The sequence below is a fragment of the Pararhizobium mangrovi genome (assembly GCF_006516965.1).
GTDB classification, from domain to species: Bacteria; Pseudomonadota; Alphaproteobacteria; order Rhizobiales; family Rhizobiaceae; genus Pararhizobium_B; species Pararhizobium_B mangrovi.
The window spans coordinates 41,114-57,275 of the sequence record NZ_VHLH01000019.1; the positions used below are offsets into that span (position 1 = coordinate 41,114).

A 16,162-nucleotide genomic window follows, 5' to 3' on the forward strand; every position below is an offset into this window, starting at 1 on the left:
ACCAGAAGGTGGGAAGTTGTTTCGGCTTCCGACGCGTTTCGGAAGCTTCTTGGAGATCGGCGGTGCGTTCGACCGAAGACCGTCACGACTGCGTCCACGATCGAACCTCGCTGCTCGATCGTTCCTGCGCCATTTCAGGTCCGCCTCATTCCCGGATCACCTCCATCGCCGCGGTCCCGATCGTCTTGAGCGCGTCGTTGCGCGTCTCGAAACCGGCATCCGTGTCGGAGATGAAGATCGTAACGATCCAGGGCGCACGCCCCTTCGGGACGACAACCGCGAAGATGTTGCGGTTATGGTCGCCGCTGCCGGACTTGTCGTAGATCCGCCAGTCCTTCGGCGCGTCGGCGCGCAGGAGATCGCCTGTAACGCCGCCATGGCTCATCCATTCGGCCAGTTGATCGCGCGAGGCCGGCGACAAGGCGTTGCCGAGAAGCAGCTTGCGCAAGGTTTGGGCCATAGCCGACGGAGTTGTCGTGTCGCGCGGATCGCCGGGTTCGAAAGTGTTCAGTTCGGGCTCGTGGCGATCCGACCGACTGACCCCATCACCGATGCTGCGGAAAAAGCGCGTGACAGCCTGCGGCCCGCCGAGGCGATCAGTCAGGATGTTCGCCGCTGTGTTGTCGCTCAGGTCGAGAGCGGCGAGACAGAGGTTTGCGATCGTCATGCGACCGCCGACATGCGTTTTCGTGACCGGTGCGTAGGACAGAAGATCGGCCTTCCGAACCGGCAGGGTGTCGGAAAGGGGGAGCTTGCCAGCGTCTCGCCGGGCGAGAACGGCGCCGCAGATCGCCACCTTCACCGTGCTGTTCATCAGGAAGCGTTCGTCGCTCCGGTTCGACCAGGCAAGGTCCGAGCCGGTGTCGGACAGGGTGACGCCGACGCGCGCGCCAAGCTGTCGTTCGACCTGCGCAACCGCGTCGGAAAGAGCGTCGAACCGAGTCTTCGCCGACGCTCCGGACACGATCGAGCAGGTGACTATCAAAACAGGCGCGAGGCGGGACAGGACGAAACAGGCAGGTCGCATGGAACATTCCTCGAAATTTTCGGAAGGACGGAACCGCCGGGGCGCCATCAAGTGAATTCACGTCGCCTCTGTTATTTCGCTCGTTCTCGGTCAAACGACAAGTTGTGAATATGCGGCGTCGCGAGACCCCACCGTAGTTTAAAAAACAATGGTTTTATTGCGCCGATCAGCGTTGGTACCTCACGCCGATCACCACTAAGCATCCTGTCGCTGATCCGGCGCTCGGTACCAGGTCAACGCCGGCTTTTTTCGCAAACTCGTTTTCGCCGTAGGCGTATCACCTGCCGGGTCAACGTTCATTGCAAATCAAAAGAGATACAAATTCCGTCTCCAAATTGGTTGACTCTCCATAACCTCTACGACTAAGTGGTCTTACCACTCATGACCACCGAGCCGACATGCTAGCCGAAGCCGACGATCTTACTGGTGCCGATCGTGTTTTCGCTTTCTTCCGTCAGCGTCTGCTCGATGGAACGATCAAGCCCGGCGACAAGCTGCTCAGTGAACGCGAACTCGCCCTGCAACTCGGCGTATCTCGTCCCGTGCTTCGCGAAGCCTTGCGCTCGTTGGCGATGCTTGGGTTTCTCGACATCCGCCACGGCCGCGGCGCCTTCGTCCGGCTGGCGGATGTCTCCGTTCTTTCGGATTTCTTCACGTTCTGCCTGGCTCAACAACCCGATATTCTCGATGACGTCATGCAGGCGCGCGTGGCGATCGAATGTCAGGCGATCCGGCTCGCCTGCGAACGAGCGACGGACAGCGACCTGAAACGCATCGGATCGACGCTTGCGCGTCTCATGGAGACACTTGCAGAGCCGAAGCTTGGCGCAGACGCCGATTTCGCTTTCCACGAGGCGATCGTCCTGGCCGGCCACAGCCAATCCCTTCTCACGCTCTATCGCGCGATCGAGAACTTGCTCAAGCGCAGTCATATCCAGCGGCGTGAGCTTACCGTCTCGATACCGGGCATCACGGACTATCTCGTCGAGGCGCACCGGGAGGTTTTTCTTCTGATCGTGGCGCGAAAGGCCGACGAGGCCGAAACCAAATTACGCGAGCACTTCGCGATCGGCGACGAATTCCGCCGAAAGAGCCTGATCGCCGCCTGGGCGAAGACGGGAGCAGAGTAGGAACACCGTTCAGTACTAGGGAGAGGAAAACTCATGTTTCGTAGAATGACGAGTGCCATTATGGGCGCGGCGATCGCGTTCGGGTTGACGAGCGCCGCCCACGCGGTCGAATTGCGCTACGCGCATGTCGGGACGGAAGGCGATATCCAGACGATCTTCGCCGAAGAAGCGGCGAAGAAGATCGACGAAGCCACGAATGGCGACGTGACCGTGAAGGTCTACCCGGCGAGCCAGCTCGGCAGCGTCGCCGAAATGGTCGACGGCGTCCGCATGGGGTCCATCTCCATGGGCCACCACGATTTCGCTTCGCTGGCGCGCATCGTTCCAGAAGTCGCCGTCTTCAACGCACCATTCCTTTTCAAGAACGCCGAGCAGGCGCTCGCCGCGACAGATCCAGCGACTTCGCCGGTTCTTAAGGAGATCAACGAGAAACTGGTCGAGAAAGGCGGTGTTCGTATCATCGGGCGCATTTATCGTGGCGCACGCGAGATTTCTGCCAATTTCCCCGTCAAGTCGCCTGCGGACCTCAAGGGCAAGGCCTTCCGCGCGGTGCCGCTCGATCTATGGGTCTCGATGGTCAAGGGCTTCGGAGCAGTTCCGACGCCCGTCGAGGTTTCCGAACTTCCGACAGCGCTCATGACCGGTCTCGTCGTGGGTCAGGAAAATCCCCTGACCATGATCTACGCGAACAAGCTCTACGAGGTTCAAAAGAGCGTTTCGATGACGGACCATATGCAGTCCATCCTTGCCGTCTTCATCAACGAGGACGTCTGGCAGGGACTGACGGAAGATCAGCGTAAGACGATCTCGAAGGTTCTCGACGACGAGGCGCACATATCGCTGAAGATGGCGCAGGACTCGAAAGCCGACCTGATTTCGAAGCTCAAGGAAAAGGGCATGACCATCGTCACCGAAGACAACGGTCTCGATCTCGATGCCTTCAAGAAAAGCGTTCTCGACCAGATCAAGTCCGATTTTCCGGACTACGCACCGTATTACGATCGTATTGCGAACATGAACTGACACGGAATTCGGATGGGGACTCACATCGCTCCCCATCCGTCTGCCGCGGAGATTTTCGATGCGATTGCCCAAGACCATCCTCACGGCCGCCTGCTGCGCGACGTTGGCTCTGCTCGTCGTCGTGCCCTTCGTGCAGATCGTCCTGCGCTACGTCTTTTCAGCTCCGATCGTTGGCGCCGAAGAATTCACGCGCTTTCTGCTAATCGTGCTGGTGTTTGCGACCTATCCGCTCGTTGCGGCAGAACACGAAAACATCGTCATGACCGAGTTCCGCGACGCCATGCCGAGAGCCTTGCGGAAGATGCTCGCGGTCTTGGTCGTCGTAGCATCGACCGCCACGGCGATCTTCATCGCAGCCGTGACTTGGTCCACCATATTCAAGAACCTGAACAACGCGACCCCGACCTTGAAGATCCCGTTCTGGATCTTTCTCGGCTCTACGTTCTTCGGCTTCGCCGCTACAGGTCTTGTCCATCTTCTTTCTCTGCGCAATCCGCCGCAGGAAGAGACAACGGTTCTCTGAGAGGCGAAGCATGGGCTTGATCGTCATTTGCGCCTTCCTGGCGCTGTTCATCCTCGGCTTCCCGGTCGTCTACGCCATCCTCATCCCTTCGATCGGCTACGTCATGATCGAGGGATTGCCCCTTGGTTTGCTCGCACAACGCATAACCTACGCGCTGGACTCGTTTCCTCTGGTCGCCGTTCCGCTCTTTATTTTCGTCGGCAACCTCATGAACTCGTCAGGCATCACCGACAAGATCTTCCGTTTTGCCGATACGCTGGTCGGCCGCGTCCCGGGCGGACTCGCACAGGTGAACATTTTTTCCAGCCTCATCTTCTCCGGCATGTCCGGCGCGGCACTGGCGGATGTCGGCGGGCTCGGACGCATCGAAATCGAGGCGATGCGCAAGAAAGGATTCAGCCTACCGTTCGCGGCTGCGGTCACGGGCGCATCCGCGGTCGTCGGCCCGATCTTCCCGCCGTCGATCCCGCTCATCGTCTACGGGTCGATCACCAGCGTCTCTATCGTTCAGCTTCTGATTGCTGGCATCGTGCCGGCCATCATCTGCGTCCTGCTTCTCATGATCACGGCGGCGGTCCTTGCGCTGCGCCACGACATGCCGCGTTCGCCAAGATGGCCTCGCCTGAACGAGATCTGGCGTGATCTGCTCCCGGCCCTGCCTGCGCTGATCGCGCCGATCCTGATGATCAGCGGGATGCTCGCGGGTATCTTCACGCCGACCGAAGCAGCCGCCGTGACCGCCGTCTATGTCCTCCTGATCAGCAGCCTCTTCTATCGCGAGCTCACATGGCAGCATCTGAGCTACGCATTGAAGACCACCGCGCTCAGCACGAGCGCAATCCTCATCATCGTCGCCGCAGCCGCGCTTTTCGGCTGGATCCTTTCCGTTGAGCAGGTTCCCCAGGACTTCTCACGCTGGATCCTGGGCGTCAGCAAGAACCCGATCGTCCTGTTACTGATCGCCAATTTGATTTTCTTCGTGGCGGGCATGTTCCTCGACTCGACGACGGCGACCCTGCTCGTCGTTCCGGTCATCGCCCCTCCCCTCGTGTTGGCCGGCATCGATCCGGTGCATCTGGGCATCCTCGTCATCTTCAACTTGATGATCGGCCTACTGACACCACCGATGGGCCTTTCGCTCTTCCTGCTCTGCAACATCGCGAAAGTTTCACTTCGACAGTTGCTCCGCGCCCTGGCGCCCTTCTATATCCCGCTGCTTGCCACGCTCGCCATCATCACGTTCGCGGACAGCGTCGTGCTCTGGCTACCCAGTATGCTTCGTTGAGCTTCCCATCGATTTGCAAGGGACTTCAAATATGCGCATCGTCATCGGATCCGACCACGCCGGCTTTCCTCTCAAGGCAGCGATCTGCGAGCACGTCGCGGCGCTCGGCCACGAAGTCGAGGACGTCGGTTCCCATACGCCCGATCCCGTCGACTTTCCCGACATCGCAAAGGCGGTTACCGAGGCAGTCGTGTCGGGCGAGGCCGACCGTGGCTTGATGGTATGCGGAACCGGGGTCGGTGCCGCGATCGCCGCCAACAAGGTCAGGGGCATCCGCGCGGCGGTCTGTCACGATATCCATTCCGCGCATCAATCGGTCGAGCACGACAACGTCAACGTCATGTGCCTCGGCGCGCAGATCGTCGGCTCTTGGCTCGCCAAGGATCTGGTCGAGAGCTACCTGAACGCCGAATTTGCTACTGACGAGGAATTCCGTCGCCGCGTCGACAAACTCACCAAAATGGATGAAGAGCGTTAGCCGACTGGCAATGTCGGCTTTCAGTAACAGCAAATTAGCCTCTGAACGACCGGACGCAGGGCGCGTTGCCGATCGTCCGCTTTGACCGGTTCGAACGGCAGCTTCCGTTGGGACCGGGCGTTCAGCGCGGACTGGTGAACGACTGACATTGGGTCGATTCGCAACTTCGCTAGCGCGAGAAAGGCGGCGATCACGCGCCGCCTCCTCTCCGAAAATCGAACAGCGGGATGCCGAGCTTGCGGGCCTTGTCGGCGAGGTTGTCGGAGATGCCGGAGCCCGGAAATACCACGACTCCGATCGGCAGGACGTCGAGCAGCGCATCGTTGCGCTTGAACGGTGCCGCCTTGGCGTGGCGGGTCCAGTCGGGCTTGAACGCGATCTGCGCGACCTTGCGCGCATCGGCCCAGCAGGCGGCGATCTTCTCGGCGCCTTTCGGCGATCCGCCGTGGAGCAGCACCATGTCGGGATGCTTGGCATAGACGCGGTCGAGCGCGGCCCAGATCGCTGGATGATCGGTGCAGTCGATCCCGCCGGTGAAGCCGATCTTCGGTCCGGCGGGAAGCATCACCTCGGTCTCGGCGCGCTTGCGGGCAGCGATGAAGTCGCGGCTGTCGATCATCGCTGCGGTGAGCGCCTTGCGGTTGACCATCGACCCGGAACGCGGTCGCCAGGGTGAACCGGTGCGGGTCTCGTAATGATCGGCGGCTAGGTCGCGCATCGCTTCGAAGGCGTTGCGGCGTTCGATCAGGGTCAGGCCCTCGGCGAGCAGCCGTTCGAGTTCGACCGATTTGACCTCGGAGCCGTCCTGCTCGCGCTGCATGCGCTTCTGCGCCTGCTCATTGGTGTCGAGTTCGCGCTCGATCCGGTCGGCCGCGCGGTGGAAAATGGAAACGGTCGACCAGAGGAGATCGTCGAGATCGGGTTCGAGGCGGGTGTCCTCGAACATCGCACCCAGCGCGTCGAAGATGTCGGCGATCGCGCCGGTGACGATGTGCGCTTCGGGCAGCGGTCGCGGGTCCGGTTCGTCCTGGAACGGGCGGTGGCCGTATAGCTGGAGTTCGTCGAGAAGCGTCGCGGTCGGCGATGCGTGATGCTCGGGTTCGCGGGTGTCGTTCGTCATGGTGGTAGGCCCTTTCGGATCGGCCGCGCCCATCGCGGCCTTCGCAAGGCGACGAAGAGCGCAGGCGGCCCGGCCCTGCACCGCCGGGATGACAATCCCGGACGGCCGCAGCGGCAGCGAAGGACGGCGCAGGCGCGCCATTTTGGCTCGCGATGCAAAGGGCGCTCGCGTCCGGCGGAAAATGGTGTGCCGCAGTCGTTGCCGGGCCGGGCCGCTTGCGGTCCGATCGCCCTCTCGAGAAGGCCGTGGGCGCGCCCCGCATCGCCAAGGCGTACCGATCAGGCGATCATCCGCTTGCCGGAATTCGCTGTCCGCGCTTCCCTTGCCGGCGTCCAGAACCGTGCGACGTCTTCCGGTACCAGCTGTGGCCGGATCCAGTCCGCCAGCGCGCCGACGCCGAACGCGCGCAGATCGTCGTTGAAGTCGTCAAGTTCGGGGATAAGCTGCACCGCCTCGATCCCCGCCTCGACCGCTCGTTCGATCAGGGTTCGCGCCGCGCCGATGCCTGCCGCATCATCATCCCGTGCGATATAGAGCCGACGCAGACCGGCGGGGAAGTCGATGGCGGTAAGATGGTTGGCGGAAAGCGCTGCCGCCATCGGCATGGTCGGCAGGACCTGTCTTAGGGACAGCAGTGTCTCGATGCCTTCGCCGGCGACCATGACGTCATTTACGGGCCCGAACCGGACGGCGTTGCCGAGAAGGTCCCCCATCGCACGCCTCGGCGTCGACACCGGCGCCTTGTCCCCACCGCCGAGCGCGAGCCACGTGCGCTGTACGCCGGTGAGATGACCGCCGGGTCCGGTGACGGCGGCGATCATCGCGGGCCAGGCGTCGCGAACCCGGGCGCGCTGATCGGCTTTGTCGCCGCGATACCAGCAACGCGGATGGAAGCGCAGCGAACGGCACTGGCGCAGGTCCGTTATCCCCCGTTCGTGCAGATAAGTCTCCGCGAGCGTGCCTGCGATCGGCTGCGCCATCGCGAACAGGCGGCGCGCCGCCTCGGGCGATCCGCTTGGTGCCGGTGGCGGCTTGCGCCGGGGTTCACGTGTTTCCGGCTCGGGCAAGGCGAGGAACCGCCGAGCCTCGTCGAGCGTGTCGGCGAAACCGGCAGTCCGCCGGTTGGCGGCGATGAGATCGAGAAGGTCGCCATGCTCGCCGGTGGCGGCATCGGTCCATTTGCCGGCGGGCTTGTCGGCGCTGTCGGACCAGAGCCGGACATAGAGGCTTCGGCCGGGCGTGTTATCGACGTCGCCCACTAGCCAGTAGCGCCCATGACGACGCCCGTTCGATAGATAGTGCCGGCAGACCGCCTCGGCCCGGTCGGCCAGACGACGCGCCAGATCGGCGGCTAGTGATTCCATGACGGCAAACTCCTTACGCAAGAAAAAGGGCCCGCCGTTGCCGGCGAGCCCAGGGCAGCATGTGGTCGGTCACGGATCGACCGCGTTCGGGGGAGCCTTCGTCGCGGTCGACGCATCGTCGGATATCGGCACGGTCGTGACCATGACCGTTGTGCAGCCCGCAGCCGCCGATTGTGCGATGACGCTGCTGCGGTAGCCGATTACAGAAATTGAGGGCGGCTAACCCTATCAACGAGGTCTATATCGTTACAGTCAATGCAAGGGCCGGAACCGCGTGGGAAGGTGACTGACCGGTTGCGGATTGATGAAGTGCAAAGCGAATGGCACTCCGCGTGGAACGTGTCTCCGAGCACATGGCGCTAACCTGATTCAAATCGCATCACGTCAAACGCGCGGCGAAGTTCCGCGCCGGGGTGTGATTGCCGGTCGCCCTCCAGCCAGCGCTCGTTGACGATCCGCCAGGCGCCGATCACCGTTGCCGCGATGATCCGCGCTTCCAGCGTTTTGCCTGCGCCCAAGTGAGGGCTGATCATCGCGGCGGCCGCGGACTCTATCGCTGCGTATTTTTCAAGATTTCGAGCCCGCAAGTTCGGGTTCTCGACCAGCAGATTGGAAAGATCGAGCGCACGCTGGCGCGGCATCTCATCGACGAAGGAAAGCACGGCATGCGCCAGTGCGCGGTCTGGCCGCTCCATTTCCAGCGTTTCAGCCAATCGAACCATAAGATCATCGAGGATAGTATCCTGGTATGCGAGCGCGATGCCCTCCTTGCCGCCGAAATGCCGAAACAGCGTCCGGCGCGCAACCCCGGAAGCGGTAGCGATATCGGCCATCGTGGTGGGTTCGAAGCCTTGTTGCGCGAACAAATCATAGGCGGCTTCAAGCACCTTGGTTCGCATACGCCCATGCCGCTGGCTGATCGAGTTCATTGGTCCAGCACCTGCCATTGCTCTCGCCTACGGGCGTCGTCGGTGACGGGCAAGTAAGCTTCCGGACCGGCATATTAGCGAAATTCTGGGACTGATCCCAAACTCCGGTTGCAAAATATGGCACTGAGTGCCAGTTCTGATGAGGCATTGAAGAAGGAGATGTGGAATGGCGCGTCTGGCGGGCAAAGTTGCTGTAATCACCGGTGGCAGCAGTGGGATCGGCGCGGCATCTGCGCGGCTGTTCTACAAAGAGGGTGCCCGCGTCGCGGTGTTCGCCCGCGGCGAAGCGGAGCTGCAGCGGGTTGTCGCAGATTTCGGAGAGAACGGACTGGCCATTGCAGGCGACGTATCACGGATGGCCGATCTCGACCGGTTGTTCAACGCCGTGCATGATCGGTTCGGTCGGATAGATGTGCTGTTCGCAAATGCCGGGATGAACAATCCGGTCGATACCGTCGTCGACATGAGCGAAGAAGGATACGACCGAACCTTCGCCGTTAATGCGAAAGGCGTCTATTTTACCGTTCAGAAGGCTGTGCCCCATCTGAAAGACCCGGCCTCTATCATTCTGACCTCATCGGTCGGCCATACAAAAGGTTGGCCCGGCAACACCGTCTATGCTGCGACCAAGGCCGCAATCCGCGCGTTTGCGCGCGGCATGTCGGGCGAGTTGGTCGATCGGGGGGTGCGCGTGAACGTCCTGAGCCCTGGCCCAACCGAAACCGACGTCTTCTCGCCGGATGACATTCCGCAGGAAAAGCTCGGCGAGATGAAGCAGGGCGTCATCGCGTCGCTCCCGGTTGGACGTATCGCCGAACCGGACGAGATTGCCCGCGCTGCCTTGTTCCTTGCATCGGATGATTCATCCTTCATGCTGGGCAGCGAACTTGCAGTGGATGGTGGTCTGACCCAGCTTTGAAGAGCTAATCGGGGCGGCGCTCTGTGAGCGGCTGCTTTCGAGACCTACTAGTGACGGCGGGAACGACCGATATGGGACGCTTAAGCCGACGGACAGCTCGAGGCGGGGCAGCAGAAACCGCCCCGCAGGTTCGAACGTCACTCCGCGGCGATTGCGTGTTCATCGTCGGGATTGGCTTCAAGGCCATTCTCGGTCCCGATTGCTTCGGACGCCTCGCCGCCGTCGTCAAGGATGATGCCGGTACCGCGACCTGCTGTTCGTAGAACTTCAGGCAGCCAGCCGGAGCCGGCGAGCAGCTCCTGCGCCTTCTCCGCCATCTCGCCCTTCTTCAGATGCGCGATCCGTTCGGCCGCCTCGTCGCCCTTCGCCTCACGGACCGTGGCGAGGATGCGCGCCTTGGTCACCCGGCCGAGCCAGGTGTCGACGGTCGGCTCCCAACCGGCGGCTACCATGTCGAGATCGAGCGTCTCGGCGAGCCGGTCGGCATGGGCGAGCGCGCGCGGGCGGCGGTAATAGGCCTCGTGGATCGCGTTCACCGACTGCGCGACGCAGTGTGCGAAGAGCGCCTGCCGGCTATCGAGATCGAGCCGCCGCAACGCATCCCAGAGATCCTCCGGCTGCTTCGGCAGGTCAGATGCCCACTCCTGATGACGATTATCGACCTCCGAAGCGAGCACGCTGTCAGCGAGACCCGGCGCCTGCGCGCCGAAGCCGACGGACTTGATGTCGAGGTCGAGGCACGTGTCCTGCGCATAGTGATAGAACAGCTTCAGGCAGAGCGCGTGAAGCGCCGCGAGGAACGCGATCTCGGGATCGTCGCCGAGCGCCTGGCGGAGCGCTAGCGTCCGATGCGCGGTGAGCTCGGTCATCAGCCGCTCGGCGATCGGGGTCAGCCCATCGTCCTCGTCCGGCTCGGCCGGTTCGACGTCGCCGGCATCGACAGGACCGTTGCCGAGCGCCGCCACGCTTTCGCCGGCGTCGGCGTCACCCTCGCTCGCCACCTCGGGCTCGATCGGTGCCTCGTCCTCGGGTCGGACATAGCCGCGCTCGATCCGCAGATGCCCCGCGCCGTCGATGCTGACGAAGGCACCGGCCCGCGCCATCTCGTCGGCCTCATAGACCATCGGCCGCTCGTCGAACCCGGCGAGCGCGGTCTCGATCTCTCCGAGCCGCTCGTCCACCGCGTCGGGCAACTCGTTCGCCTCGGCATATTGCTGCTCTAACTCGTCGAGTTCGGACTGAAGCGCATCGCGCGCCGCCTGTTCCTCGTCGGTCAGCGGCACGGTGTCGCCGCGCAGCCGACGAAGCCCGTAAGTATGGCCGTAGGGAAAGTCAGGGGCGACATCGATCCATTTCCAGCCTTCGGCGCGGATCGGTTCGGCATCCTCACACAGCTTCTCGGCAACGAGCATGTCGAGCAGTCCGGTATCCTGCAGCCAGCCACCGTCGTCGGTCTGGAACAGATCGCGCAAGATCGTACCGCCGGCCTCGACATAGGCGGCGAGCTCGACGAACTGGGCACGCTTGTCGCAGGCACGAACCGCGCCCTCGGTCAGCATGCGCCGGATGGCGTAGGGTTCCTTCGAGTAGGATTGCGCGAGCTGTTCGAACACCTGCTCCTGCCGTTCATGATCGCCGTTGACGGTGAACGCCATTAGCTGGTCGAGCGTCATGCCGTCGTCGGCATAGACGTCGAGCAGCTTCGGCGAGACCGAGGCGAGCTTCAGCCGCTGCTTGACAACCGCGACCGAGACGAAGAACGCCGCGGCGATCTTTTCCTCGGACTGGCCTTTCTCGCGCAGCGCGAGAAAGGCGCGGAACTGGTCGAGCGGATGCAGCGGGGCACGCTGGACGTTCTCGGCGAGACTGTCCTCCTCGGGCGTGCCGTCCTCGCGGACGATGCACGGCACCGGCGCGGTCTTGTTCAGACGCTTCTGTCGGACGAGCAGTTCGAGCGCCCGGAAGCGGCGGCCGCCGGCGGGGATTTCGAACATGCCGGTCTCGGTGCCGTCGGCGTCGACGACGTGCCGGACGGTGATGCTGGTCAGCAGCGTGCGCCGGGCGATGTCCTCGGCGAGTTCCTCGATCGAGACGCCCGCCTTCACGCGCCGGACGTTGGCCTGGCTGAGCACGAGCTTGTTGAACGGGATGTCCCGCGAAGAGCTGAGGACGATCTTCTCAGACTTGGTCATGGTCTTTCTCCATGACGGATCGGCCGAAAGCCTCTCTCTCGACCTCCAATCCGTCACGAAGAAAGGCGCAGCCCTCTTCCTCTACGAGGCGAAGGGCTGCGCGAGCGGCAAGAAGCGCGCCGCCAACCCGGCGACGCGCTCGGCTGATGTCAGTGGACGGTGGCGAGAAGCTTCGCCGCCTTGCCTTCGAGATCGAGGCGGGCGTCCTGATGCGGCTTGCTCCGCGCGAGCGCGGTGATGCCCTGGACGAAGTCGAAGATCGACTCGGGCGGACGGCCTTCTTCTTCAAGCACGGTGGCGACGATGCGGTCGGTATCGGCGCGCGAGAAGCCGCGTTTGCGCAGGAAGGATTGCCGGTCGTCGTCCTTGCGCGCGACGACGGCCTCCCGGGCCGCCTTGATCCCCGCCATAAACGGCGCCGGCGACGAGGTCGCGAAGCGTTCGAGCGCGGGGGCCGCCTGATGGGCGAAGCGGTGCGCGGCGAACTTCGAATGGCGGATCGCGATTTCCTCGAAGCCTTCCGCGCCCCAGATATTGCGGTTCATGCATACGGCACGCAGGTAGAAGCTCGCCATGCCGAGCGTCTTCGACCCGACCTCCGAGTTCCAGCAGTAGAAGCCCCGGAAATAAAGATCGGGATCGCCGTTCGGCAGCTTGCCGGCCTCGATCGGATGCGTGTCGTCGACCAGGAACAGGAAGACGTCCCGGTCACTGGCGTAGAGCGTCGTATTATTCTTGGTCACCTCGACGAACGGATTGTGGGTCATGGTCGACCAGTCGAGCAGGCCAGGCACCTTCCAGCGCGTGTCGCCGGTGCCGCTGCCGGCGATCTTCATCACCGCCGCCACCAGCTCGTGATCCCAGATCCGACCGTAATCAGGACCGGTGACGGCGCGCAGTTCGACGCGCCCGTCGTCCGACTCCAAGGTCTTGATGAGTTCGGCGCGGTGCGACAGCAGCCCGTGCTGCATGTTGATGCCGGCGAGTGGCGCGGGAAGCTGGCGCAGATAGCCAGCCGGCGCGCCGACCAGGCCGCACATCTGGCCGAACGACCAATGCGTCGGCGCGATCGGCTCGTCGCGGCCCGGCACGTGCAAGGTCAGGCGCTCGGCATCGTCGCGGCTGGCTTCCACCCGCAACGCCTTCGTCTCGACCGTCCGCGCCGTTGCGCGCTCGGCGCGGACGCGCACAGCGGCGTAGAGGTCTTCCAACGACAGGTAGCGCTCGTCGTCGGGACGCGAGAACCATTCGGATGAGACGCGGCCGATCCGCTCGCCGCGCGAGATGTCGACTTTGTAGCCGGCCGAGACTGGCGGTTCGCTGGAAGGATGGGACTGCGTTCCGGGCGCAGCGGCAAGAATATCGATCTCGGTCATGGCGAAAATCTCCGCGACGGGCGGCCGGGAGCCTCTCTCTCGACCTCCAACCCGTCACGGCGACAGCCGCAACACTCTTACTCTAACCGCTCGATGCGAATCTCCTGGCCAAAAACTGCACGCTTGGATCGCCGAAGCCGCGACACAGCGCGGCGAAACACGCCGTATCGGTGGACACCATGTGGACACCAACGGGATCAGGACTGGATCGAGCCGCCTAACGCGATCGTTCAAATATCTGAGTTTATTTAGGAAAACTGGAGCGGGCGATGGGATTCGAACCCACGACCCCAACCTTGGCAAGGTTGTGCTCTACCCCTGAGCTACGCCCGCTCTGGGTTCCGCGTATGCATGAAGACGACCGATGCGTCCTGTGCGGAACGAAGCGTCTTATGGCGCATGGATTTCGGCTTTGCAACCGGGAAATGGGGCGAACGGATGGAATTTTTTACCTCGCATGCGGTTGTCGAGCGGCAGCCGGTAGCATCGAGAGGGTCTCGTCCGTTCGCGCGCCTCCGCTGGGTCTGCGCGATCATGATGAAGGGGTCGTGTTCTTCGGCGACGGGTAATCGGTCGGCCTCGGAGGGGATCGGGCCGGCGATGCGTCGGCGGGCTTGAAACTTTCGTACCGAAGGACGATTTCGCTGCCATGGCGGCATCGCGATGCCGCGAACGTGATGAAACCTGGCGATGCCGAACGAAGCGGAGGGCCTTTGACGATGAACCAGGGCGACAATCCCTATGCAAGCGCCGGTGCCGGCCAGTCGGGACAAATGAATGTCAGCGCCCGGCTCGACACTGCGGCCCGACAGTCCGCACAGCCCCCCTCGCGCCAGCCCGCCGGCGGTGACGGCCTGATCGGCGGAACACAGACTCAGGGTGGCGGCGATCTCGTCAAGGAGACGACGACCGCGAACTTTACCGCCGACGTCATTCAGGAATCGCGCAACCAGCCGGTTCTCGTCGATTTCTGGGCTCCCTGGTGCGGGCCGTGCAAGCAGCTGACGCCGCTCATCGAAAAAGCCGTTCGCGAGGCGGGCGGCAAGGTCAAGCTCGTCACCATGAACATCGACGACCACCCGTCGATCGCCGGGCAGATGGGCATCCAGTCCATCCCCGCCGTCATCGCCTTTTCCGACGGCCAGCCGGTCGACGGGTTCATGGGCGCGGTGCCGGAAAGCCAGATCAGGCAGTTCATCGACGGGCTCGGCGGCAAGGCGAAGGATAGCGGCCAGGACCAGATCGAGGCCCTGCTCGAACAGTCGCGCCAGGCGCTTGCCGAAAACGACATCAACGTCGCGGCCCAGGGCTTTTCCTCGGTGCTGCAGGCGGACCCGCAGAACACGAAGGCGCTCGCCGGCCTCGCCTCGTGCTTCTTCGAGGCCGGACAGCCGGACAAGGTCGAGGAGCTTCTCGCCGAGCTTACCGACGAACAGCGCGCCGATCCGGACGTCGCGAGCCTGATCCGGCGGATGGAGCAGGCCGAAGAGGTGAAGAAGCTCGGCGATCCGGCCGCGCTCGAAGCGCGCCTCGCCCAGGATCCCGACGACCATGCCGCGCGGCGCGACCTTGCGAAGATCTGCAACGCGCGTGGCGATCGCGAAGCGGCGGCCGACCATCTGCTGACCATCATGCGCAAGGATCGCGCGTGGGAAGACGACGGCGGGCGGCGCGAGCTGCTGGCGCTCTTCGAGGCCTGGGGCCCGAGCGATCCCGCGACGCTCGCCGCACGGCGCAGACTTTCCTCGGTCCTCTTTTCGTGACCGACAGGCGGCGGCGCTTCCCTTGAGCTTTGTCGCCGCCGCTCCACTTCCCGGTCCTTGGGGCACGGTTGAAAGCAGGGTGATGCAAGCTGGAAACGTTCATTATCGCCGCTCGGTGGATCTACCCGAGACGATTGCGATCTTTCCGCTGACCGGCGCGCTGCTCCTTCCCGGCGGTCAGCTTCCGCTCAACATCTTCGAACCGCGCTACCTGGAGATGTTCGACGACGCACTGTCGGGGGATCGGCTGATCGGTATCATCCAGCCGCGGCTCGACCATGCGGGCAAGACGGAGAAGCGTGCCGTCGACAGCCTGAGCGGCGTCGGCTGCATGGGCCGCATCACCTCCTTTTCCGAAACCGGGGACGGACGGTACATCGTCTCGCTGACCGGCGTGTGCCGGTTCCGGCTCGACGATGAGATGCGGACGCGCAAGGCATACCGTTCGGCCCATGTCACCCCGTTCCTCAACGATTTGAGCGACGATTCGGAAGCCGGGTCCGTCGACCGGCGCGGCCTGATCGAGAGCTTCAAGGCCTATCTCGAGGCCAACGAACTCGATGCCGACTGGGACAGCGTCGAGCGGGCGAGCGATTCCACGCTCGTCAACTGCCTGTCGATGATCTCGCCCTTCGGACCTGCGGAAAAGCAGGCGCTGCTCGAAGCGCCGGACCTGAAGAGCCGCGCGGAGACGCTGATCGCGATCACCGAATTCGCGCTGGCGAACGACGGCGACGACGTTCCGAGCACCATCCAGTAGGGCGAGATGAACCGCCGACCCGAAGCCGAACGCGGCGCGATCGATCCGTTGATGCTCGAAATGCTCGTCTGCCCGCTGACGAAGGCGCGTCTCGTCTACGACCGCAAGAACGGCGAACTCGTCTCCGAAGGTGCGCGTCTTGCCTACCCGATCCGCGAGGGCGTGCCGATCATGCTGGTTTCCGAAGCGCGCCACCTCGAAGACCGACCGGCGCCAACGCACCGCTCCGGCTACTGACGCGTCCCGGCCATCTCGCAAACAGTCTGGCTGGTA

General features: G+C 63.3%; 16 protein-coding genes and 1 tRNA gene. 10 read left to right on the plus strand and 7 right to left on the minus strand.

Features of this window, described 5'->3' with window-relative positions:
- Nucleotides 1-145: 145 nt before the first annotated feature.
- Nucleotides 146-1,027 (minus strand): class A beta-lactamase, encoded by an 882-nt coding sequence (bla, locus tag FJU11_RS10845; RefSeq protein ID WP_141167072.1) that lies wholly within the window; start codon nucleotides 1,025-1,027, stop codon nucleotides 146-148.
- Nucleotides 1,028-1,425: 398 nt separating this feature from the next.
- On the opposite strand from bla, the gene FJU11_RS10850 reads away from it, so the two are divergent.
- The 5 genes from FJU11_RS10850 to rpiB are packed head-to-tail and all read left to right on the plus strand — an operon-like array spanning nucleotide 1,426 to nucleotide 5,466.
- Nucleotides 1,426-2,157, plus strand: coding sequence for a FadR/GntR family transcriptional regulator (locus FJU11_RS10850; protein ID WP_141167073.1), 732 nt, complete (start codon nucleotides 1,426-1,428; stop codon nucleotides 2,155-2,157).
- A 33-nt stretch (nucleotides 2,158-2,190) separates the two neighbouring features.
- Nucleotides 2,191-3,180: a TRAP transporter substrate-binding protein gene (locus tag FJU11_RS10855; protein ID WP_141167074.1), complete on the plus strand. Its 990-nt coding sequence runs from the start codon at nucleotides 2,191-2,193 to the stop codon at nucleotides 3,178-3,180.
- Between the two features lie 58 nt (nucleotides 3,181-3,238).
- Complete coding sequence (locus tag FJU11_RS10860; protein WP_141167075.1) at nucleotides 3,239-3,703, plus strand: TRAP transporter small permease; 465 nt, start codon at nucleotides 3,239-3,241, stop codon at nucleotides 3,701-3,703.
- Between the two features lie 10 nt (nucleotides 3,704-3,713).
- On the plus strand, nucleotides 3,714-4,988 hold the full coding sequence (locus FJU11_RS10865) for a TRAP transporter large permease (RefSeq protein WP_141167076.1): 1,275 nt from the start codon (nucleotides 3,714-3,716) through the stop codon (nucleotides 4,986-4,988).
- A 31-nt stretch (nucleotides 4,989-5,019) separates the two neighbouring features.
- Nucleotides 5,020-5,466 carry a ribose 5-phosphate isomerase B gene (gene rpiB / locus FJU11_RS10870; protein WP_141167077.1) on the plus strand — a complete coding sequence of 149 codons (447 nt, stop codon included), beginning with the start codon at nucleotides 5,020-5,022 and terminating at the stop codon, nucleotides 5,464-5,466.
- Between the two features lie 190 nt (nucleotides 5,467-5,656).
- On the opposite strand, the gene FJU11_RS10875 is transcribed toward rpiB, so the two are convergent.
- Nucleotides 5,657-6,586 (minus strand): DUF2493 domain-containing protein, encoded by a 930-nt coding sequence (locus FJU11_RS10875; protein ID WP_235890989.1) that lies wholly within the window; start codon nucleotides 6,584-6,586, stop codon nucleotides 5,657-5,659.
- 278 nt (nucleotides 6,587-6,864) lie between these two features.
- Nucleotides 6,865-7,950: a DUF7146 domain-containing protein gene (locus FJU11_RS10880; protein ID WP_141167078.1), complete on the minus strand. Its 1,086-nt coding sequence runs from the start codon at nucleotides 7,948-7,950 to the stop codon at nucleotides 6,865-6,867.
- On the opposite strand from FJU11_RS10880, the gene FJU11_RS10885 reads away from it, so the two are divergent.
- Entirely contained in the window at nucleotides 7,949-8,146 is a 198-nt protein-coding gene (locus FJU11_RS10885) for a hypothetical protein (protein ID WP_141167079.1), read from the plus strand. The two genes, FJU11_RS10880 and FJU11_RS10885, sit on opposite strands and share 2 nt — an antisense overlap.
- A 163-nt stretch (nucleotides 8,147-8,309) precedes the next feature.
- On the opposite strand, the gene FJU11_RS10890 is transcribed toward FJU11_RS10885, so the two are convergent.
- A complete protein-coding gene (locus FJU11_RS10890) occupies nucleotides 8,310-8,879 on the minus strand; it encodes a TetR/AcrR family transcriptional regulator (protein WP_210242877.1) in 570 nt (189 codons plus the stop codon).
- Between the two features lie 166 nt (nucleotides 8,880-9,045).
- On the opposite strand from FJU11_RS10890, the gene FJU11_RS10895 reads away from it, so the two are divergent.
- Nucleotides 9,046-9,798 carry a glucose 1-dehydrogenase gene (locus FJU11_RS10895; RefSeq protein WP_141167081.1) on the plus strand — a complete coding sequence of 251 codons (753 nt, stop codon included), beginning with the start codon at nucleotides 9,046-9,048 and terminating at the stop codon, nucleotides 9,796-9,798.
- Between the two features lie 137 nt (nucleotides 9,799-9,935).
- Here the strand turns inward: FJU11_RS10895 and FJU11_RS10900 are convergent, their stop codons facing one another.
- From FJU11_RS10900 to FJU11_RS10910, 3 genes are all read right to left on the minus strand, one after another.
- Entirely contained in the window at nucleotides 9,936-11,990 is a 2,055-nt protein-coding gene (locus FJU11_RS10900; RefSeq protein ID WP_141167082.1) for a ParB/RepB/Spo0J family partition protein, read from the minus strand.
- A gap of 149 nt (nucleotides 11,991-12,139) precedes the next feature.
- Entirely contained in the window at nucleotides 12,140-13,366 is a 1,227-nt protein-coding gene (locus FJU11_RS10905) for a DUF932 domain-containing protein (RefSeq protein WP_181408149.1), read from the minus strand.
- A 258-nt stretch (nucleotides 13,367-13,624) separates the two neighbouring features.
- Nucleotides 13,625-13,699 (minus strand) — tRNA-Gly (locus FJU11_RS10910).
- Nucleotides 13,700-14,085: 386 nt separating this feature from the next.
- On the opposite strand from FJU11_RS10910, the gene trxA reads away from it, so the two are divergent.
- The 3 genes from trxA to FJU11_RS10925 all read left to right on the plus strand — a co-directional run bounded on the left by trxA (nucleotide 14,086) and on the right by FJU11_RS10925 (nucleotide 16,126).
- Nucleotides 14,086-15,129: a thioredoxin gene (trxA, locus tag FJU11_RS10915; RefSeq protein ID WP_141167083.1), complete on the plus strand. Its 1,044-nt coding sequence runs from the start codon at nucleotides 14,086-14,088 to the stop codon at nucleotides 15,127-15,129.
- 82 nt (nucleotides 15,130-15,211) lie between these two features.
- A complete protein-coding gene (locus tag FJU11_RS10920; RefSeq protein WP_141167084.1) occupies nucleotides 15,212-15,889 on the plus strand; it encodes an LON peptidase substrate-binding domain-containing protein in 678 nt (225 codons plus the stop codon).
- 6 nt (nucleotides 15,890-15,895) lie between these two features.
- On the plus strand, nucleotides 15,896-16,126 hold the full coding sequence (locus FJU11_RS10925; protein WP_141167085.1) for a Trm112 family protein: 231 nt from the start codon (nucleotides 15,896-15,898) through the stop codon (nucleotides 16,124-16,126).
- Nucleotides 16,127-16,162: the final 36 nt, after the last annotated feature.